The following is a 22230-nucleotide window of genomic DNA, read 5'->3' as shown; positions in this document are numbered from 1 at the left end:
AATAAAAAAAAGACTGATGAAATTAAAAGTATTAATAGTGTTTACATTAAGCCTGATTGTTTTTAGTTGTGATACTAAAGAAACTAAGGTGTTTACTGAAAATGATATTCAAGTTATTCCAAAACCTGAAACCTTAAAACTAAACGAAGGAAATTTCGAGTTTAACGAAAACACGGTCTTTTATGTTACAGATGAGGCGCAATCTACAGTTTCTCAAATTTTAATTGATAGATTTAAAATGGCTCAAGGGTGGGATTTAAAAATGGTTAAAGCTCAGCCTAAATCAAATTTTATTCAATTTAAAACTTCAGAAAATATAGAAGAAGAAGGCTATAAATTAGTAGTCGAAAATAATATAATAACTATTGAATTTAACGATTTTAATGGGCTTTTATATGGTGTTCAAACACTTAGACAATTATTGCCAACTGCTATTGAGTCACAATCTAAAATTACAGATGTTAATTGGGTAATTCCTAATCTTGAAATAGTGGATGCACCACGTTTTCAATGGCGAGGTTTAATGTTAGATGTGTCTCGTCATTTCTTTAAAAAAGAATATATTAAAAAAACAATCGATCGTTTAGCGTATCATAAAATGAATACGTTTCATTTTCATTTGGTAGATGACCAAGGCTGGCGTATAGAAATTAAAAAATATCCTAAACTAACCGAAGTTGGTGCATTTAGAGTTGATCAAGAAGATAAGCCATGGGATGGTCGTTACACTCCAGAATTAGATGAAAAAGCAACTTATGGTGGTTTTTATACTCAAGAAGATATTAAAGAAATTGTAGTTTATGCAGAAAGTCGTGGTGTAACCGTAGTGCCAGAAATTGAAATGCCAGCGCATGTTACAAGTGCTATAGCTTCGTATCCAGAATTATCTTGTTTAGAAAAACCTGTTCCAGTGCCATCGGGTGGCTTATGGCCAATAACCGATATTTATTGCGCAGGAAAAGATTCTACCTTTGAATTTTTAGAAGATGTATTAACTGAAGTTATGGAATTGTTTCCATCAAAATATATTCATGTTGGTGGAGATGAGGCCACAAAAACCAATTGGAAAGCATGTATACATTGTAAAAAACGCATGAAGGATGAGAATCTTAAATCTCCAGAAGAGTTACAAAGCTATTTTATAAAACGTATGGAACGTTTTATAAGCTCTAAAGAACGCGTGCTTATTGGTTGGGACGAAATTTTAGAAGGCGGATTAGCACCGGGAGCAACCGTTATGAGTTGGCGCGGTGTTAAAGGCGGATTAGAAGCCTCAGAACAAGGACACGATGTGGTAATGACACCAGGCACACATTGTTATTTTGATCATTATCAAGGACCAATAGATACAGAACCTTTAGCTTGGGGCGGAAATTCGCCAGTAAGTAAAGTGTATCAATTTGATCCTATTGTTGAAACGATGAGTGATGAACAAGCAAAACATGTTTTAGGTGGACAAGCCAATTTATGGGCAGAACATATTACTACCGAATCGCATTCAGAATATATGATTTATCCAAGGTTAGCAGCTTTATCCGAAGCACTTTGGAGTTCCAAAGGAAGTAGAGATTGGACGAATTTTTCATCACGTATGGAAAATATTTTTATAAGTTATAAGCATCAAGGCATAAATTATGCAAAAAGTGCGTATACTTTAAGATCTGAGACTGATGTTGATGACACCACAAATACCATTACTATATCATTAAAAAATGAGTTTCCTGTGGCAGATATTCGTTATGCTTTAAATGATACGCCACTTGATGAAACTGCAATTGCTTATACTAAACCCATTGAAATCAATTCAACTACAACCATAAAAGCATCGCTTTACGAGGATAATAAACCTGTTGGAAAAGTATTTAAAAAAACATTTAATTATCATAAAGCGGTTGGTAAAAAAGTGGTTTACAATACTAAATACAGCGATAGCTACAAAGGAAAAGAATCTGCAAACATGGTAAATATTGTTCGTGGAACTAAAAATTTCCATGATGGGCAATGGCAAGCGTGGTTAGTAAAAGATATGGAATTGACTATAGATTTAGAAGATGAAACCGAGATCTCTAATGTATCTGTTGGAACAATGGAAAGCCAAGGACCGAGCATTTATTTTCCAACGCAAGTTGAAGTATTAGTGTCTAACGATGGAAAAATATTCTCTAGTGTTGGAAAAATCGACAGACCGTATCAAAATAATGCAGGAATAACACTTAAAGATTTTAGCATCGATTTTGATACTCAAAAAGTGCGATTTGTTAAAGTAAAAGCTAAAAATTTAAAGAAATCTGAAAGAGGAAATGACACTTGGATTTTCGTTGACGAAATTATTGTCCGCTAAAATCTTTTATCAAGCTATAGTAACACGTTATCTGTCGATTTTTTTTTGATTAACTTTATATTATAATTAACATGAGTGTTTAAATAAAATTCATAAAAATGGCAAAAGGTAAATATTCTAGTAATCGTTTTGTTTTAGCACTATATTTTTTAGTGCCATTTGTTATTGTTTTATTAGTAAAGTATGGATTGACTGTTTCAGATAACTCGTATCAATCTATTGGTGAAACCAATTCTACTGAGAAATCTAATTCACATTCAAACGAAAAAACAAGCAATTTACCCGGTGCTATTGATTATATATTTGATGTAAAACCCATTCTATCAGACCGCTGTTATTTGTGTCACGGTCCTGATGAAGGTACTCGTGAAGCGGGATTAAGATTAGATACCAAAGAAGGCGCCTATAAAGCTTTAGCAAGTAATTTAGATAATCACGCTATTGTTCCAGGAAAACCAGAGAAAAGTCGGTTGGTTTATAAAATTACAAATACCGACCCGCAACAAGTGATGCCACCACCAAATTCTAATTTAAGTTTGTCTGAATATGAAAAGCAAGTTTTAATTAAATGGATAGAACAAGGTGCAGAATGGAAGGCACATTGGTCTTTCGTGCCACCACAAAAAAAAGAGGTTCCAAAAATAGCAAACCAGGATTGGGCTACTAATAAGATTGACTATTTTATAGCAAAGCAATTAGAGCAAGAAGGCTTAGCACCATCTGAAGCAGCTTCAAAAGAGCAGTTAATTAGAAGAGTATATTTTGACCTCACAGGGCTTCCTCCAAAAATAGAAGATATTGATGCCTTTTTAAATGATAAAAATACCAATGCTTACGAAAAGGTAGTTGATAAATTATTAGCATCAACCGCTTACGGAGAGCGAATGGCAGCCACTTGGTTAGACATATCTAGGTATGCTGATACGCATGGATATCAAGATGATTTAGAGCGTATTATGTGGCCATGGAGAGATTGGGTAATTAGTGCTTTTAATAGAAATATTCCTTATGATGAGTTTGTTAAATGGCAACTGGCAGGCGATTTAATACCGAATGCTACGCCCGAACAAATAGTTGCTACGGCATTTAACAGAAACCATAAAATAACTCAAGAGGGTGGGGTAATTGATGAAGAATATCGTGTGGAATACGTTATGGATAGAGCTAATACTACATCAAAAGCCATAATGGGTTTAACCATGGAATGTGCTAGATGCCACGACCATAAATACGATCCAATTTCACAAAGAGAGTTTTATGGTTTTTATGGATTTTTTAATAAAGTAGGTGAAAAAGGGCAAATTGATTATGGCGAAATTCCTGAACCTAATATTAAAATTACTCAAAAAGAAATTGATGAAACCTTAGTATTTATAAATTTACCAGACTCTATAAAAGAGGTTAAACTTATGGTGATGAAAGACAATGCACCAAATAGAAAAACACACATATTAAAACGTGGGCAATATGATGCGCCAGATGAAGAGGTAGAATTGGGTACACCAAACTTCATTTTGAAGTATTCGGATTCACTTCCAAAAAACAGATTAGGGCTTGCCAATTGGTTATTTGATAAGGATAATTCCTTAACCGCAAGAGTTGCAGTAAACCGCATGTGGCAACACATTTTTGGTGTTGGAATTGTTTCAACTTCAGATGATTTTGGTAATCAAGGTGCGTTACCATCACATCCAGAATTATTAGATTGGTTAGCAGTTACTTTTAGAGAAGAAGGCTGGGATATGAAGAAAATGTATAAGCGTTTAGTTATGTCTAGCACGTATAAACAGACGTCTAAAATAGCACCTAATTTATTAGAGTTAGATCCAGACAATGTATTATTAGCAAGATATCCAAGAAGTAAGTTAACAGCAGAAATGGTTCGTGATAATGCTTTGGCAGTAAGTGGTTTGTTGGTTAATAAAATAGGAGGTCCAAGCGTAAAACCTTATCAACCCCCAGGGCTTTGGGCAGAAACAACATCTGGACAAGGACTCACAAAATATATACCAGATACAGGCGAGAATTTGCACAGAAGAAGCTTATATACGTTTTGGAAGCGTACCGTTCCGCCTCCTTCTATGATGACTTTTGATGCGCCGACTAGAGATTTTTGCGAAGTAAAACGTCAAAAAACAAGTACGCCATTACAGGCTTTAGTAATGCTTAACGATCCGCAACTTATTGAAGCTGCAGAACATTTAGCAAAAGACATATTGAAAGATAAAACAATGTCTGATAACGATCGGATTAACCTTATATTTAGAAAAATAACATCTCGTTTTCCTACGGAAGAAGAACTGGATAAATTAGTACAATATGTTGAAACTGTTGAAAACGATTTTGAAACCAATACAAAAAATTTGGTTAAAACAGAAAATACTTCAAAAACTGAATATGCATATACTTTGCTTTCGAGTTTAATTTTCAATCTAGACGAGGCTATTATTAAAGGATAAAATTATGGAAGAATTATCAAAACATTTTATAAATAATAATAGAAGGCATTTTTTAAAAAAAGTGGGATTAGGTATTGGTGGTTTAGCTGCTGCATCATTATTAGATCCGTTTTCTTCTTTATCAGGTAACAGTAATTTAAACCCAACAGGACTAAACTTGCCTCATTTTGCGCCTAAAGCAAAACGTGTCATTTATTTATTCCAAAGTGGTGGTCCTTCGCAATTAGAACTTTTTGATTACAAACCGCTTTTAAATAAAATGAGAGGGCAAGATCTTCCAGATTCTGTACGACAAGGACAACGATTAACGGGAATGACTTCTGGACAAGAAAGTTTTCCGTTGGTTGGTAGCAACTTTAAGTTTAACCAGTATGGTGAATCTAGAGCATGGGTAAGTAGTTTAATGCCTTATACAGCCAAAGTTGTTGATGAATTATGCTTTATTAAATCCATGCATACAGAAGCTATAAACCACGATCCAGCCATTACCTTTTTTCAAACAGGTTCTCAACAACCTGGTCGACCAAGTATAGGCTCGTGGATGAGTTACGGATTAGGAAGTCTTAACGAAAACTTGCCTACATTTTCTGTATTATTATCCAGAGGAACTGGTCGCCCTTTTTCACAACCTTTATATTCTAGACTTTGGGGTAACGGGTTTTTGAGCTCATTACACCAAGGTGTACAATTTAGATCCGGCAAAGATCCTGTTCTGTATTTAAAAGATCCAGATGGTATGTCGAGGTCACAAAGACGCGCCATGCTCGATCATATTAGTGAGTTAAATCAAAAACAAGAAGCTCAATTTGGCGACCCAGAAATAAATAGTCGTATTGCACAATATGAAATGGCGTACCGTATGCAAACTTCAGTTCCAGAAACTATGAATATTGAAGAAGAGCCAGATCACATTATTCAAATGTATGGTGCAGATGCAATGGTTCCAGGAACTTATGCGGCAAATTGTTTGTTAGCAAGACGCATGGCTGAGCGCGATGTGAGATTTATTCAATTGTATCACATGGGTTGGGATCAGCATTTTGATTTACCTTCTCAAATAGAAAAACAAGCCAAAGATATTGATCAAGCTACAGCAGCGCTTATTATGGATTTAAAACAACGTGGGTTACTTGAAGATACTTTAGTGGTTTGGGGCGGCGAGTTTGGAAGAACAAATTATAGTCAAGGTACTTTAACGGATATGAATTATGGTAGAGATCACCACCCAAAATGCTTTACTATGTTTATGGCTGGCGGTGGTGTAAAACCAGGGTTTACTTATGGAGAAACAGACGATTTTGGGTATAACATTGCTAAAGACCCCATGCATGTTCATGATTTACAAGCTACTATTATGCACCTTATGGGTGTAGATCATACTAAGTTTACCCATAAACATCAAGGCAGACGCTTTAGGCTTACCGATGTTTCTGGTCATGTCGTTAACGATATTTTATCCTAAGATTTTACTATGAGTCGCAGACAATTTTTAAAACAGTCGTCATTGTTTTCTATAGGCATACTAGCCTATCCTATGTGTGGCAACGCATTACAATTCAGTTCTAAAAACGATGTTATTATTGGGCACAATTCGCATCGCTATAAAGTAGATATGAATTGGGGAAATCTAGATGTATTAAAAACACCTGTAAAAGATTGCCATGAAATGGTTCAAGATTCTAAAGGAAGAATCGTTTTGCTAACCAATCATACTAAAAACAATATCATTATTTATGATAAATCTGGAAAATTAATTAAAACTTGGGGTACCAAATTTCCAGGCGGTCATGGTCTTACTTTGGTTAAAGAAAACGGTGAAGATTTTTTGTTGATTACAGACTATGAAAGACATCAAGTAATAAAAACAACTATAGACGGAAAGGTGGTTTTTGAAATTGATTATCCCGCGGATACAGGGAAATATAATAGCAGAGAGGAGTTTAAACCAACCGAAACTACCATTTTAGAGAATGGTGATTTTTATGTAGCCGATGGTTATGGAAATCAATACATAACACACTATAATCATAAAGGCGAATTACTCAATATTTTTGGAGGACGAGGAAAAGAAAACGGTCAGTTTTTAAACGCCCATGGTATTTGTTATGATAATAGAGATAAAAAGAATTCATCACTTTTAATTTCGGCTAGAGAAATGAATGTGTTAAAACGGTTTGATTTAAAAGGTAATTATTTAGAATCAATTCCTGTTCCCGGAGCTTTAATTTGCCGACCAGTAATTCATAAAAACGATATTTATTTTGCGGTGTTAAAATCTAAAAATGCGCCAAATAGCGATTCTGGGTTTTTATTAATTATGAATGAAAAAAATGAGGTCGTTTCGTGTCCAGGAGCTACTTTACCAGAATACAAAAATAATGCTTTAGAAGAATTGTATCAAACCGTAAGATTGTTTCAGCATCCACACGATGTGTGTATAGATGACGATGAAAATATATATGTAGCACAATGGAATTCAGGTCAAACCTATCCTATAAAATTAACAAGAGTATGAGGTTATTAATGAGTCTGTGCTTTATGTTTTTTTTAATGCTTAGTTGTAAACAGGAAGAGCAAACTAATTTTTTACAACAAAACAGTATTAGTTTAGCGCAACCTCGCGTAATAGTCAACAAAACGTTTATAGATTCTTTTGTTGCCATTCGAGCTCATTTAAAAGTTGAAAATGTAGCCATCCATTACACATCAAATGGCAACGAACCTAGTTTAAATTCGGAAAAATACACACAACCCATTCAAGTTTCAAATCCTGGGATTTATAAATTTAAAGCATTTCATAATAATTGGAAACCAAGTGAAGTTACCGAAATAGAATTGTTTAAAAAAGGCATATCTGCCGATAATATTTTGTGGTACACTAAAGCTTCTGAAAAGTATAGTGGACAAGGAGATAAAACAGTAATTAACCAAACTAAAGCATCATTAAATTTTACTGATAAAGAATGGGTTGGATTTGATACCACTGCTATATCAACTGTAAAATTCAACAAAAAAAATCATGTAAAATCTGTTACAATTAGTTATTTGAATGATGCTGCATCATGGATATTTCCTCCAGAAAGTATTATTATATTTATGGATAATGATTCAAAAAAGGAAAAAATTATAAAGCCTTTAAGTCAACTTGTTGATAAGAAAAATGGAACTATAAATATTCCTATTGATGCCGAAATTACGTCATTAAAAATTAAAATAAATAATTTGCAATCTATTCCTGAGTGGCACGAAGGAAAAGGACAAAAAGCATGGTTGTTTATGGACGAATTTATTTTTAACTAGCATATATATTTGAGGATGATTAAAAACACAAAAACACAAATTATTTTTATTATATGTCTGTTAGCTTTTAATGCAACTTATGCCGAAAATGCTGAAGATATTCCAAGGTTTGTACAAGCATTAGGGCGATTTCATCCATTAATTCTTCATCTTCCCATTGGTGCATTAATACTTACTTTTTTCTTAGATATTATAGGCAGATTAAGAAAAAATTATCCCAAAACCACCATAAAATACGCCTTAGGGTTTTCATCATTTTTTTCAATTTTAGCCTGTGTTTTAGGATACTTTTTATCTTTAGAAGGTGGTTATTCAGAAGATGTATTGGATATTCATTTCTGGACAGGAATTGCTTCAGCGATATTAATCACTCTTTTATTTCTATTAGCTGATAAAAAAGGAAAATTCATAAAACAATTATTCTTTCCGCTTTTTGTAGTAACCTTAATTGGAATAACCGTTGCTGGACATTTTGGAAGTGTTTTAACGCACGGTGATAATTTTATTACAGAACATTTAAAACCATTACCAAAAGCAAAAACCATAACACACATTGATAGTTTAAAAATGTATGATGATGTGGTTTTAAAAATATTTGATAACAAGTGTATTCAATGTCATAATACTTCAAAAAGAAAAGGTGAATTAGCATTACACTCTAAAGAAAGTATATTAAAAGGAGGAGAATCTGGCGATGTTATAATCTTAGGAAATGCAAACAAAAGTATGTTGTATGAGCATATTTTGTTACCAATTTCGGATGAAAAACACATGCCGCCAGAAGGAAAGCCTCAACTTACAAAAGATGAAATTTGGTTAATTCAATATTGGATAAATAAGAGTGCTGATTTTAATACTAAAGTTGTTGCTATGCCAAAAAGTGATACTTTAAATAGTCTATTAAATACCTATTTAGTTTTCAATAAAAAGAAAATTAAGGAAGCTTCTTTTAGCGATATTCAAACAGCTGAAGCTGCTGGTTTTTTAGTTAGAAAAGTAGTGCCTAATCAACCAGAATTGTGGGTGAAATTTAATAAAGACAGTATCACTAAAAAAGCAGTTAAAGAATTAGCTAACTTAAAAGAACAAATTATAGAATTAGATTTAAGCAACTCGATGTTAACAGATGCCATGACTTCTGAGATTGAGAATCTTAAAAACTTAAAAAAGTTAGATGTAAGTAACACACAAATAACAGATAAAACTTTATTGTATTTAAAAGAATCAAAAACACTTAATACATTAAACTTAGTAAAAACTGGAGTTAGTGATAAAGGCTTAGAAAATCTTTTGTCATCAATTAAATTAGAACGAGTATTTGCTTGGGAAACTAGTATTACTAAAAACGCAGCAGAGCAAATTCAAAATAAATTTAATGTTAATTTGAATAACGGTGTCGCTGAAGATTTTGTAAAAACAACACAAATAAAATCTCCAATATTATTAACTAAAAACACTCTTTTTACCGATACGCTATCTATTAAATTAGATTCAAAAATAAAAGGGACTAAAGTTTTCTATACACTTGATGGTGCCGAACCAGACTCTACTTCTTCGGTTTATAAAGAGCCAATTTTAATTAACACTGCAACTAGTATAGCTGTAAAAGCTTATAAGAAAGGCTGGTTACCTAGCGAAACCATGAAAGAAGACTTTATAAAAGTAACCCATCAAGTTGTAGATTATACTATTGTGCACAAACCTGAAAAACAATATTTTGGACCTAAAAAACTATTTGATTTTAAATTAGGTTCCGAAAATTTTAAGGATGAAAAATGGAATGGTTATCTTGGTAACGACTTAAATACTACTTTAAATTTAGGAGAAGTTAAAACAGTTAACACAGTTACAGTTAATTGTTTAGGACGATCTAGAGATTGGATAATGTTCCCAAAAAACATCCAAGTTTATGCGTCTTCAAATAAAACCTCAGGATTTAAGTTAGTTGGTTCGTTACCTATTGTAGAAGATGAAACAACTGAATCGACAGTAATTAAAAAGTTTAATATCAAAATGCCAGAAAGCACCAAAGCACAATACTTTAAAGTTATTGCCGAAAATCCTAAAGTATTACCAAAATGGCATGAAGGTGCAGGCAACCCACCATGGATTTTTATTGATGAAATTATATTATGGTAAGAAAAAAAACATGCGTTTTAAAAGTAGCAATTGTATTGTCTTTACTTTTTTGTAGCACAGTTGCTAAAAGTCAGAATGAAGAACTTTCAAAAGAAGAACGTCTTGAATGGTTTAAAGATGCTAAATTAGGTATTTTCATTCATTGGGGTATATATTCAGTAAATGGCATAGACGAATCTTGGTCGTTTTTTAATAAATACATTTCTCATCAAGATTACATGAATCAGTTGGATGGTTTTACTGCAAAAAAATATGATCCTGAGTATTGGGCAAAACTTATTAAAGAAAGTGGAGCTAAATACACTGTGATAACTGCAAAACATCATGATGGTGTAGCGCTTTGGAATTCTAAACAAGGTGACTTGAATACCGTAAAACAAGCAAAGGCAAAAAAAGATGTACTAACGCCGTTTGTAAATGCTGCTCGTAAAGAAAAACTTAAAGTGGGCTTGTATTATTCACTATTAGATTGGTCATACCCAGATTACCCGAATTTTTTAAGGGATAAAAAGCGATACACAGATGATGCAAAAAGGTGGAAAAAATTTACTAAATTCAATTTTGGGCAGATTGAAGAATTGACTAATTATAACCCAGATTTATATTGGTTTGATGGTGATTGGGAGCAATCTGCAGAACAATGGAAAGCTAAGGGAATTCGTGAATTATTATTGGATAAAACGCCCACAACTATTATAAATTCCAGACTACAAGGTTATGGCGACTATGCAACTCCAGAGCAAGGTGTACCCATTACAAAACCTAAAAATAACTATTGGGAATTGTGTATGACCATGAATAATTCTTGGGGCTACCAACCAAATGATAAAGAATATAAATCGGTAAATCAACTCATCCGTATTTTAGTTGACTGTATTAGTATGGGTGGAAATTTATTGCTTGATATAGGTCCCAAACCAGATGGTACTATCCCACAGGAACAAATAGATATTTTAAAGGGTATTGGTGATTGGACTAGCAAGCATAAAGAAGCTATATATGGCACTAGAGCAGGAATTCCTCACGGACATTTTAATGGCTACACAGCACTATCTAAAGGCAAAAATATTTTGTATTTATATGTTGATAATGAACCAAATGGGCCTTTGTTAATAAAAGGACTTAAAAATAAAGTGAATAGAATGTGGGTTGTTGGCAATGGTACTAAATTATCTTATAATATTGTTGGTAAACAGTATTGGAGCTCTGTTCCAGGTCTGTTGTATATAGATGTTCCAAAAGAAGTTCAAGATAAAGATGTTACTGTAATTGCCATATTATTGGATGGAGAAGTTGATTTGTATCGAGAAGAAGGTCAAAAAATAGAGAGTAACTAAATGTGGTACGTATTATGAAAATTGTTAAATATTTAATAGCTATTACTTTGTTATGGTCTGTATCATGTAATCAAGTAGAAAATCAAACAAATACGGATAAACTCAAATTAGAAACGAGTTTATTAGAGTATGTAAACCCACTTATGGGAACAGACTCCGATTTTAGCTTGTCCAATGGAAACACATACCCAGCTATTGCAACGCCTTGGGCAATGAATTTCTGGTCGCCACAAACTGCAAAAATGGGCGATGGTTGGATGTATAAATATGATGATAAGACTATAAGAGGCATTAAACAAACTCATCAACCAAGTCCGTGGATAAATGATTATGCCGCTTTTTCTTTAATGACAGTGACAGGCAATTTAAAATATAAAGAAGAAGAAAGAGTTTCTTACTTTTCACATAAAGCAGAAATTGTAAAACCACATCATTACAGCGTATATCTTGCCGATTACGATGTCACAGCAGAGGTTTCGCCAACAGAACGCGCAGCACATTTTAGGTTTACATTCCCAGAAACCGATTCGGCATATATTATGTTAGATGCTTTTTTTAAAGGTTCTATGGTGAAAATTCTACCGAAGGAAAGAAAAATTATTGGCTATTGTCGAAACAATAGTGGTGGAGTACCAGATAATTTTCATAATTATTTTATAGCTGAATTTGATAAAGATTTTGAACTAAATCACACTTGGGGAGATGACTGGAAACTCATTGAAAATTCAACAGAAAACAAAGGCGAACACGTTGGAGCAATCATCGGTTTTAAAACTAAAAAAGGAGAGCAAGTTCACGTAAAAGTGGCATCGTCGTTTATCAGTCACGAGCAAGCAGCATTAAATTTAAAAACAGAAATTGGTAGTGATTCATTTGAAAAAACCAAAGAAAAAGCCAGAAATGCATGGGAAAAAGAGTTGCAAAGAATTGTTATAAAAGATGATAATATCGATAATATTAGAACCTTTTACTCTTGTCTATACCGCGTTTTGTTATTCCCAAGAAAATTTTATGAATATGATGCTAAAGGTAATGTAATACATTATAGTCCATATAATGGCGAGGTTTTACCAGGTTATATGTTTACCGATAATGGGTTTTGGGATACGTTTAGAGCTGTATTTCCATTTTTTAATATGATGTATCCTGAGTTAAATACTCAAATTATGGAAGGATTGGCAAACACGTACAAAGAGTCTGGTTGGTTGCCAGAATGGGCAAGCCCAGGACATCGCGATTGTATGATTGGCTCAAATTCCGCAACCATTATTGCCGATGCTTTTTTAAAAGGAAATATGAATGAAAAAGACGTTGATGTATTGTATGACGCGATATTGAAAAATGCAAGTGTGGGTAATGGTCGTCCAGCAAACTCAGTAGGACGTGCAGGTTTAAGTTATTATAATGAACTGGGTTATGTGCCTTATGATGTTAATATTCATGAAAATGCAGCACGAACTTTAGAATATGCTTTTGCAGATTTTACCATTGCAAGAATGGCGGAAAAACTAGATAAGAAAAACGCAGCTAAGGATTTTTATAAAAAATCAAATAACTACAAAAATTTGTTTGACCCATCAACTAATTTAATGCGTGGAAAAAATGAAGATGGTAGTTTTCAAACACCATTTAACCCTTTAAAATGGGGAGACGCGTTTACAGAAGGGAATAGTTTACATTATACATGGTCGGTTTTTCACGATACGCAAGGTTTGATTGATTTAATGGGAGGGAAAGAAAAATTTGCATCTAAATTAGATCAGGTTTTCGATATGCCACCAGATTTTGATGCCTCGTATTACGGATTTACCATTCACGAAATTCGAGAAATGCAAATTGCCAATATGGGTAATTATGCACATGGGAATCAACCTATTCAACACATGATTTACTTATATAATTATGCCAATGCATCATATAAAGCTCAAGAAAAAGTGCGAGATGTGTTAGCTAAATTGTATAGTGCAACTCCAGATGGGTATTGCGGCGATGAAGATAATGGACAAACATCGGCATGGTATGTTTTTAGCTCACTAGGTTTTTATCCGGTAACACCTTCTGTAGATGAATACGTTATTGGAAGTCCTTTGTTTAAGAATGCGATACTTACTTTAGAAAATGGAAAAACTTTTGAGGTTTCTGCATCAAATAATTCAAAAGAAAATGTTTTTATTGAAGGTGTTTTGTTAAATGGAAAACCTTGGGAAAATAGTTTTGTCAAGTTTGAAGATATTCAAAATGGTGGGCATTTAGAATTCGATATGAATGCCACACCAAATAAGGAATGGGCGAGCAAACCTGAAAATACACCGTATTCATTAAGCAAATAAAAACAGAATTCGTAAATTCTATGTTTAGAAGCTATCCCTCTTATAATCTTTTAGCCAAATTATTATAGAAAACTAAAAAGAGGTTGTTGAAATTTTATAAAATAAAGTTAATATGATCCGTTGTTTATTATGAATTAAGAGTTTGCTATCTTATTTGTTTGTTAAAGAAAAAAAAGTATCGGTTAAAGCCATTTTATGTGTAGTTATTTACCAATAGAAAAAATATTTTTGAGTAAAGCAAAAACAAACAGATGAAAAATTTATTATTAGCATTATTAATTTCTACTTATTCTTTTTCTCAAGCCATATACGAAGACGAACGCTATGTGCCAGAAACTGATCCATTAGTTTTAGAAAAGTTAAATCAATGGCAAGGTCTTAAGTTTGGATTACTTATGCACTGGGGAACATATAGCCAATGGGGAATTGTTGAATCATGGTCGTTATCACCAGAAGAATATGGTTGGTGTGAACGAAAAAAAGGAAGTAATCCAGATAATTATTTTGCATATAAAAAAGAATATGAAGGGCTTCAAAAAACGTTTAATCCTGTTGATTTTGATCCTGATAAATGGGCTAGTGCAGCAAAGGATGCTGGAATGAAGTATGTAGTGTTTACAACTAAACACCACGATGGGTTTAGCATGTTCGATTCAAAATATACAGATTATAAAATTACATCACCAAATACGCCTTTTTCAACAAATCCCAAAGCAAATATTGCGAAAGAAATTTTTAATTCATTTAGAAATGAAGGTTTATGGGCAGGAGCTTATTTTTCTAAACCCGATTGGAATGTAAAAAATTACTGGGATCCTAAGTACCCACCAAAAGATAGAAACGTAAATTATTCTCCTGTTGAAAACCCAGAAAAGTGGAACGAATATGTTGAGTTTACTCATAATCAAATTATGGAGTTAATGACAGATTATGGGAAAATTGATATCCTATGGTTAGATGGTGGTTGGGTTGCTAAAACTCCAAAAGCAGAGATAACAGAATGGTATAAACATACGATTGACAATGCAAAAGAGGGTTACCTGAAACACCGTATTATTAACCAAGATATCAAAATGGATGAGTTGGTAGTAAAAGCTAGAAAAAAGCAACCTGGTTTAATTGTTGTTGATAGAGCTGTTCATGGTAAAAATCAAAACTATTTAACACCAGAAAATAGAGTGCCAGAAAAAACATTGCCCTATCCATGGGAGTCTTGCATTATTTCTGGTGGAGGATGGTCGTATACACCCGATGCTAAGTATATGAGTGGAAGAGAAGGAATCCATATGTTAATAGATGTTGTTGCAAAAGGAGGGAATTTGTTGCTTAATATAGCGCCTAGTCCAGAAGGAAATTGGCAACAAGGTGCATACGATTTATTAAAAGAATATGGGAGTTGGATGAACGTTAACAGTGCTGCTATCTATGGAACAAAACCGATAGCACCATATAAAGAGGATAACATATGTATGACCCAGAACAAAGATGGCAATGTGTTTTTATTTTATTTGGCTGAAGAAGGCGAAAGCAAAATGCCATCTGAAATTATTGTTAAATCTTTAGTTCCCGAAAGAAGTGCCAAAATAAAGATGTTAGGGTCTAAATCGAATTTGAAATGGAAAGCGTTAGATGGAGGGTTTAAGATAGTAATTCCAGAAAAGATTCGAAATAACCCTATAAGCAAATACGCTTGGGTTTTTAAAATATCAGCAGTAAATTAATATAAAATATAATTGATGAGCTATTTCATTTTAAAACAGTTAAAAAAGAACATAATTGTAATACCAATGCTCCTAGTTTTTGTTGGATATTCTCAAAAACCAATTGATTATGTTAACCCATTCATAGGGACTTCAAATTTTGGTGCTACAAATCCTGGAGCCATTGCACCAAGAGGAATGGCTAGTGTATCGCCATTTAATGTTGCAGGATCACAAAACTTACCATTGGAAAAAGATAGCAGATGGTTATCAAATCCGTATGTCAATGAAAACACTTTTTTAACAGGATTTTCTCATGTTAATTTAAGTGGCGTGGGTTGCCCAGATTTAGGTGTTATTTTAACGATGCCCACAACGGGCGAGTTGAATACAAATCATTTAGAATATGGCAGTACTTACGATTTTGAACTTGCAAAACCAGGCTATTACAGCGTGAATCTTTCAAAGTATAAAGTGAAAACTGAGGTAACTGCTACCACAAGAGTTGGGGTAAGTAAGTATTCATTCCCAAAAGGACAATCCAATATATTAATCAATTTAGGATTAGGTTTAACAAATGAAGAAGGCGCAACAGTTAAAATTGTGTCACCCACTGAAATTGAAGGGATGCGTAACGTGGGTTCATTTTGTTACTATAAACCAGAGGAATCTTATCCGGTTTATTTTGTAGCTAAATTTAGTAAACCTGCTGATGATTTTGGAGTATGGAAAAAAACCAGAAAATATGATGGATTAGAAGGGCAATGGATGCCTTACAACGGAAAAACACGTTTGTATAAAAACTACAGAAAAGAAGTTATTGGCGATAGTATTGGAAGTTATTTTACCTATCATTTTGATAAACCAACAGAAGTTGAGGTAAAAATAGGCGTGTCCTATGTAAGCATTGAAAATGCTAGGAAAAATTTAGAAAAAGAAACTCAAAGTCTATCATTTGAAGATATTTATAAAAATACAGCTTCGCAATGGAGTGATTTACTCTCGAAAATAGAAGTTGAAGGCGGCACAAGAGACGATAAAACCATTTTTTACACGGCATTGTATCACACTTTAATCCATCCAAACACTTTGAATGATGTTAATGGCGAATATCCTGCAATGGGAAAACGAGAAACTGCCAAAACTGATGGTACACGTTTTACTGTATTTTCATTTTGGGATACCTATAGAAATTTACATTCGCTGATGTCGTTGGTTTATCCGAAGCAACAATCAGACATGGTAAAAAGCATGCTCAACATTTACGATGAAAGTGGGTGGCTACCTAAATGGGAACTTAACGCCACCGAAACCACAACCATGGTTGGCGACCCAGCAGGTATTGTTTTAGCGGACACGTATTTAAGAGGTATTCAAGATTTTGATATTAAAAAGGCCTATGAGGCTATGCGGAAAAGTGCCACACAATTAGATAATAATCCACTTAGACCGGGAATTAAAGACTATATTAAAAAAGGCTATTTAACAACAAAAACAACTAACAGCGGATCGGTTTCAACCACGCAAGAATATAATATTACCGATTTTGCAATTGCTCAACTCGCAAAGAAATTGGGTAAAAAAGATGATTATAAATTGTTTTCAAAACGTTCAGTTACGTATAGAAATTTATTCGATAGAGAATTCAATTTATTGCGCCCAAAAAATGACGATGGTTCATGGTATTCGCCTTTTAATCCAAATAAAGGTGCCAATTTTGAAAAGAATTTAGGCTTTATTGAAGGCAATTCGTGGCAATATACCTTTATGGTTTCTCACGATGCTAAAGCCTTAATGAAATTGATGGGAGGATCAAAAAAGTATGTTGCTAAACTAGATGAGGTTTTTGATAAAAACCAATTTGATATGGCTAACGAACCCGATATTGCATATCCGTATTTATACAATTATGCAAAAGGTTACGAATGGAAAACACAAGAACGTGTTACCAATTTAATTAACGAATATTTTATCAACAAACCTGCTGGTTTACCAGGGAATGATGATACAGGCACCATGTCTGCATGGTTAATTTATAGCATGATGGGTATTTATCCAGTGTCTCCTGCCGATCCTTTATACACGTTAACCACACCACGATTTGATAAAATAATCATTCATTTAGATAATCGATATTATAAGAATAAAAAATTGGTTATTGAGAAAAAGGGCTCTGGGAAATTAGAGTCGTTTTCAATTAATGGAAAAACTAATAATTCTTTTTTTATCAGTCACAAAGCACTTACTAATACACCTAAAATTCAGTTTAATTTAAAAGAATAATCAAATGTTTAAAACATTTAATGCCTATATTTCTAAAGTTTTAAAATGCCTATTAATTGTATTTTTAATTTCGTCTTGTGAAGATAAAAACATCACTTTAATTAAAAACAGCGTTTCTGATTATGAAATTGTTTTTCTTGGAGAAGCAACTAAAAGTGAATACAAATCAGCTGAAATTCTTCAAAATTATCTCCAAAAAATTTCTGGTGTTTCCTTAGACATTGTTGATGAAAGTTCTCAAAATACTAATAAACACAAAATATATGTAGGGAATGTTTTGGGTGAGGCTTTGTCTCAACATCAAATTCAAATAAAAACAGATAAAAAGAATGTACTTATTTCTGGTGGTTCAGATGAAGCCATTAGAAATGCTGTTTACGAATTCTTAGAACTATATTTAGGTTGCAAATGGTATACGCCAAATGTTGAAGACACTCCAAAGCTGTCTACTATTAATTTGGATAAAGAAATCAATTATTCCTACACGCCAGAAATATCAACTCGAACCGTACATTCCAGATTGTTTTATGAAAATGAAAGCTTTGCAGCACAACAAAAAGTAACCACCAAAGCTTTTCCGTATTATGTGCCGTCAGCAAGAGTACACACCTTTAATAAGTTTATTCCCGAAGAAAAATTTTATAAATCTAACCCAGAATATTTTGCGCTTCGCGGAAACAAACGCTTACCAACACAGTTGTGTTTAACTAATGAAAAAGTTTTAGAAATTGTAAAAGATTCAGTTGAAAGTTTATTTAAAAAACACCCTGAATCATCAGTTATTTCAGTAAGTAGTAATGATAATACACAATATTGTGAATGCGAAAATTGTAAAAAAATTGATGAGGAAGAAGGGAGTCACGCAGGTACAATGATTCGTTTTGTAAACGATGTGGCAAAATCTTTTCCAGAAAAAACCATTTCAACTTTAGCTTATCAATACACAAGAAAACCTTGTAAAACGAAGCCTTTAAAGAATGTACTGATTACATTATGTTCTATTGAATGTGATAGAAGCGCACCTATTACACAAAAATGTACAGATTTTGCAGACGATATAAAAGGATGGAGTGCCTTAACAGAAAACATTAGAATTTGGGATTATACCACGCAGTTCACAAATTTTTTAGCGCCATTCCCAAACTTTAATACGTTGCAGCCCAATATCCAATTTTTTAGAGATTATAACACCAAATGGGTTTTCGAGCAGCACAGTAGTAACCCAAGCGAGTTGTTTGAATTGCGTTCATATCTTATGGCGAAGTTGCTTTGGAATCCTGATACAAATGTTGATTACATCATCACAGAATTTACCAATGGCTATTACCATGAAGCGGGTCCCTTTGTAAAATCTTATGTCGATTTAATTCATAAAGAAATAAAAAAACATCCAGATTTTTTTCTGTTTTTATATGGCGATCCGTCACAAGCTTTTAATGTCTATTTAAACCCAGATTTGTTAAAACAATATGCAGTCTTTTTTGACGACGCTGAAAAAGCAGTAGCCGATAAACCCGAAATTTTAAAGCATGTAAAAGTCGCGCGGCTAAGTATAGATTATGCTGTTTTAGAGGCTTGTAGAAAAAGTGTTTCTGAAGAGTTTACTATAACAGAAAGCACTAAAAATTTAGTCAAAAAATTTATGTCGGTTTGTAACGAAGCCAATATTACGTTAATGAATGAGATGGGTTACACGGTTACAGATTACGGAAATGCCTATTTAAAATCTATTGAAGTGGCTTTGCAGCCTAACATAGCTTCGGGCAAAAAAGTAACACTGTTAACGCAGCCTAAAAAATATGCTAATGAAAATCCGCAAGCTTTAACCGATGGCGCTTTGGGCGGTAGTAATTTTTATTCAAATTGGTTGGGTTTTGAAGGCAATCATTTAGAAGCTGTTATTGATTTAGAAAACAAAAAAGAAGTGAAATCTATTTCTACAGCTTTTTTACAAGTTACTAATCATATTGTTTTCTTTCCTAAAGAAGTTACGTATTACGGTTCGGTTGATGGAAGAAACTATTCAAAATTAGGAAAGGTTTTAAATGAATATCCTTTAACTAAAAAAAGTAAAGTAAATGATATTCAATATTTTAATTTAGATATAAAATCATCTCAATTACGGTATATAAAAATTAAAGCAGAAAGCCTTAAGAAAGCACCGTACTGGCACCATGGATCTGGTTTGCCATCATGGATTTTTGCAGATGAAGTCATAGTTAATTAAACATACAGACTTAACCCTTAAAACAATAAAATAACAGATGAAAATAAGAATTAGTTTCATATTATTAATGCTTATTGTAAGTGTGTTAGCGCATTCGCAAGACTACAAAATAATGACCTATAATATTAGGTACGATAATCCGAACGATGGTGAAAATCAATGGTCTAAAAGAAATGATTTTTTAAGCAATCAAATCACTTATAATAACCCAGATGTTTTCGGAATTCAAGAAGGATTATATCATCAAGTACAGTATTTAGATAGTGTTTTTGTTGATTATAATTATATAGGAATTGGTCGTGATGATGGTAAAACGAAAGGAGAATACAGTGCCGTTTTTTATAATAAAGAAAAATTCAATATCATAAACGAAGGCACATTTTGGTTGTCTGAAACACCAAATAAAATCTCTGTAGGTTGGGATGCATCCATGGAGCGTATTTGTACGTACGGATTGTTTAAAGACAAAGTTACAAAGCAACAGTTTTTTGTTTTCAACACGCATTTTGATCATATAGGAAAGGTAGCAAGAGTAAAAAGTGCAGCATTGATTCTTGAAAAAATCACTGAATTTAATACCAATAATTTACCTGTAATCGTCATGGGAGATTTCAATTTAAAACCACAAGCAGAGCCTATTCAATTACTCTCTAAAGCTTTAAATGATGCTAAAAAAGTAAGTATATTAAAACCTTTTGGACCAACAGGAACCTTTAATGGTTTTAAGTTTAATAAACCCGTTTCTGCTAGAATTGATTATATTTTTACAAGTAAAAAACAAATTAAAGTATTAAAATATGAGATACTAAGTGATTCTAAAGATTGCAAATATCCGTCTGACCATTTACCTGTTGTCATAGATTTAAAGTTTATCAATCCTTAAAAAAAATCAAAATAAAATGAAATTTAAAAATATCATAACAATTTGTTTATTAGTGTTTTGTGTTAGCTTATTTGGTCAAGAAAATAATACAGTAGTAGATGTGTTCAACAAACAACCACTAAATTTTAATGGTGAAAAAGGTAGCGATACAGAAGCACATACTTTGCAAAGCGGACGTATAGTTTATAAAAAAGTAACTGTACCAAATTTTCCTAATGGGACTGATGTGAGTATAAAGCTAACGGTACGCTCTAATGGCGATCGTTGGGATAAATCGGGTTCTTGTTTTGTGGTTGCCGACCCTAAACTCATTTCAATTTTAGATGTTTCAAAAGGCAATAAAAAATTCCCTAAAGATTCATTTAAAGCCGAAAACCACGCAGGAATAGTTGTAGGAGAAACGTATCAACCAGTAGTAGAGTTAATGCGTTTTATGACACCTTTTGGAGTTGGATTTTATAGTGATAATAGAGTAAAATACCGCCGACCGGTGTATATCCCAAGTTGGGAAAAACAAGTGGTTTGGGAGCACGATATTTCTCAGCTTAAAGATTTGGTTTCTAATACGTTTTATATTGGTGTTTGGATAGATTCTTGGACTGCTGAAGGCTATAATTTCGACTTGCAATTATCGTATACCAACCGAGCACGAAAAACACTTAAAGTGTTGCCATTGGTAAATTCGATACCTTATGTTAATGGACAGCCTATTCCTGATATTTTTGCTAAAGAACCTTTAGTCCATAATTTCAATTTGAATAAAAATGCAAAAAATGTTAAACTGTATTACATCACGACAGGACATGGTGGACATAGTGGTGGCGATGAGTTTATCAAAATTAAAAACAGCGTGTATTTTGATAACGCATTGGTTTTAGATACCATTCCGTGGCGTGATGATTGTGCATCGTTTAGACGATTCAATCCAACCGCTGGTGTTTGGATTAAAAAAGATTCGGCTGCATATTACGAGTATAAAACTCAGAAACGTGCCGTAAAAGTTATTGAAGAACGTATTGCATCATCCGATTTATCGCGTTCAAATTGGTGTCCAGGTTCATCAGTAAAACCTATGGTTATTAAATTAGGCGATTTAAAGAAAGGCGAACATCAACTTAAAATAAAAATTCCAGCAACACCTGTAGATGGCGATAAATTAAACCATTGGTTAGTCTCTGCTTATTTAACTTATGAAGAATAATATCATTTAGAAGTTTTAAAGACTATTTCC

The 22230-nt window shown here is 33.2% G+C and carries 13 protein-coding genes; all 13 read left to right on the top strand.

All coding sequences use genetic code 11. From position 1 onward, the window contains the following. The first annotated feature begins 16 nt into the window (after positions 1-16). The 13 genes from RG22_RS02350 (at position 17) to RG22_RS02290 (ending at position 22200) form a co-directional block, all read left to right on the top strand. Complete coding sequence (locus RG22_RS02350) at positions 17-2341, top strand: glycoside hydrolase family 20 protein (RefSeq protein WP_034045626.1); 2325 nt, start codon at positions 17-19, stop codon at positions 2339-2341. A 98-nt stretch (positions 2342-2439) separates the two neighbouring features. Continuing rightward, positions 2440-4800 (top strand): PSD1 and planctomycete cytochrome C domain-containing protein, encoded by a 2361-nt coding sequence (locus tag RG22_RS02345; RefSeq protein WP_081997647.1) that lies wholly within the window; start codon positions 2440-2442, stop codon positions 4798-4800. A gap of 4 nt (positions 4801-4804) precedes the next feature. Then, entirely contained in the window at positions 4805-6262 is a 1458-nt protein-coding gene (locus RG22_RS02340) for a DUF1501 domain-containing protein (RefSeq protein ID WP_034040536.1), read from the top strand. A gap of 9 nt (positions 6263-6271) precedes the next feature. After that, positions 6272-7315 (top strand): NHL repeat-containing protein, encoded by a 1044-nt coding sequence (locus RG22_RS02335; RefSeq protein WP_034040534.1) that lies wholly within the window; start codon positions 6272-6274, stop codon positions 7313-7315. Then, the gene (locus tag RG22_RS02330) at positions 7312-8100 is read left to right on the top strand and encodes a chitobiase/beta-hexosaminidase C-terminal domain-containing protein (RefSeq protein ID WP_162183628.1); all 789 of its coding nucleotides are present in this window, start codon (positions 7312-7314) and stop codon (positions 8098-8100) included. The genes RG22_RS02335 and RG22_RS02330 overlap by 4 nt, the downstream gene beginning before the upstream one ends. A gap of 15 nt (positions 8101-8115) precedes the next feature. After that, a complete protein-coding gene (locus tag RG22_RS02325) occupies positions 8116-10239 on the top strand; it encodes a c-type cytochrome domain-containing protein (RefSeq protein ID WP_034040528.1) in 2124 nt (707 codons plus the stop codon). After that, on the top strand, positions 10233-11576 hold the full coding sequence (locus tag RG22_RS02320; protein WP_034040525.1) for an alpha-L-fucosidase: 1344 nt from the start codon (positions 10233-10235) through the stop codon (positions 11574-11576). The genes RG22_RS02325 and RG22_RS02320 overlap by 7 nt, the downstream gene beginning before the upstream one ends. A gap of 14 nt (positions 11577-11590) precedes the next feature. Continuing rightward, positions 11591-13906, top strand: coding sequence for a GH92 family glycosyl hydrolase (locus tag RG22_RS02315; RefSeq protein ID WP_034045622.1), 2316 nt, complete (start codon positions 11591-11593; stop codon positions 13904-13906). Between the two features lie 251 nt (positions 13907-14157). Next, positions 14158-15627, top strand: coding sequence for an alpha-L-fucosidase (locus tag RG22_RS02310; RefSeq protein ID WP_034040523.1), 1470 nt, complete (start codon positions 14158-14160; stop codon positions 15625-15627). 15 nt (positions 15628-15642) lie between these two features. Beyond that, complete coding sequence (locus RG22_RS02305; RefSeq protein ID WP_081997645.1) at positions 15643-17889, top strand: GH92 family glycosyl hydrolase; 2247 nt, start codon at positions 15643-15645, stop codon at positions 17887-17889. A 4-nt stretch (positions 17890-17893) separates the two neighbouring features. After that, positions 17894-20116: a DUF4838 domain-containing protein gene (locus RG22_RS02300; RefSeq protein ID WP_034040520.1), complete on the top strand. Its 2223-nt coding sequence runs from the start codon at positions 17894-17896 to the stop codon at positions 20114-20116. Positions 20117-20153: 37 nt separating this feature from the next. Continuing rightward, a complete protein-coding gene (locus tag RG22_RS02295) occupies positions 20154-20999 on the top strand; it encodes an endonuclease/exonuclease/phosphatase family protein (RefSeq protein WP_034040517.1) in 846 nt (281 codons plus the stop codon). Positions 21000-21015: 16 nt separating this feature from the next. Next, positions 21016-22200 carry a PNGase F N-terminal domain-containing protein gene (locus RG22_RS02290; protein ID WP_034040514.1) on the top strand — a complete coding sequence of 395 codons (1185 nt, stop codon included), beginning with the start codon at positions 21016-21018 and terminating at the stop codon, positions 22198-22200. The last annotated feature ends 30 nt before the right edge of the window (positions 22201-22230 follow it).

Source organism: Wocania ichthyoenteri Th78, from assembly GCF_000789235.1.
Lineage (GTDB): Bacteria > Bacteroidota > Bacteroidia > Flavobacteriales > Flavobacteriaceae > Wocania_A > Wocania_A ichthyoenteri.
The sequence above is the reverse complement of the archived record's forward strand: the minus strand, read 5'-3'. Positions and strand labels throughout refer to the sequence as shown.

What these genes read in the sequence shown, in the direction of transcription:
- RG22_RS02350 (WP_034045626.1), top strand. Translation starts at nt 17, where the DNA reads ATGAAATTAAAAGTATTAATAGTGTTTACATTAAGCCTGATTGTTTTT.
- RG22_RS02345 (WP_081997647.1), top strand. Translation starts at nt 2,440, where the DNA reads ATGGCAAAAGGTAAATATTCTAGTAATCGTTTTGTTTTAGCACTATAT.
- RG22_RS02340 (WP_034040536.1), top strand. Translation starts at nt 4,805, where the DNA reads ATGGAAGAATTATCAAAACATTTTATAAATAATAATAGAAGGCATTTT.
- RG22_RS02335 (WP_034040534.1), top strand. Translation starts at nt 6,272, where the DNA reads ATGAGTCGCAGACAATTTTTAAAACAGTCGTCATTGTTTTCTATAGGC.
- RG22_RS02330 (WP_162183628.1), top strand. Translation starts at nt 7,312, where the DNA reads ATGAGGTTATTAATGAGTCTGTGCTTTATGTTTTTTTTAATGCTTAGT.
- RG22_RS02325 (WP_034040528.1), top strand. Translation starts at nt 8,116, where the DNA reads ATGATTAAAAACACAAAAACACAAATTATTTTTATTATATGTCTGTTA.
- RG22_RS02320 (WP_034040525.1), top strand. Translation starts at nt 10,233, where the DNA reads ATGGTAAGAAAAAAAACATGCGTTTTAAAAGTAGCAATTGTATTGTCT.
- RG22_RS02315 (WP_034045622.1), top strand. Translation starts at nt 11,591, where the DNA reads ATGAAAATTGTTAAATATTTAATAGCTATTACTTTGTTATGGTCTGTA.
- RG22_RS02310 (WP_034040523.1), top strand. Translation starts at nt 14,158, where the DNA reads ATGAAAAATTTATTATTAGCATTATTAATTTCTACTTATTCTTTTTCT.
- RG22_RS02305 (WP_081997645.1), top strand. Translation starts at nt 15,643, where the DNA reads ATGAGCTATTTCATTTTAAAACAGTTAAAAAAGAACATAATTGTAATA.
- RG22_RS02300 (WP_034040520.1), top strand. Translation starts at nt 17,894, where the DNA reads ATGTTTAAAACATTTAATGCCTATATTTCTAAAGTTTTAAAATGCCTA.
- RG22_RS02295 (WP_034040517.1), top strand. Translation starts at nt 20,154, where the DNA reads ATGAAAATAAGAATTAGTTTCATATTATTAATGCTTATTGTAAGTGTG.
- RG22_RS02290 (WP_034040514.1), top strand. Translation starts at nt 21,016, where the DNA reads ATGAAATTTAAAAATATCATAACAATTTGTTTATTAGTGTTTTGTGTT.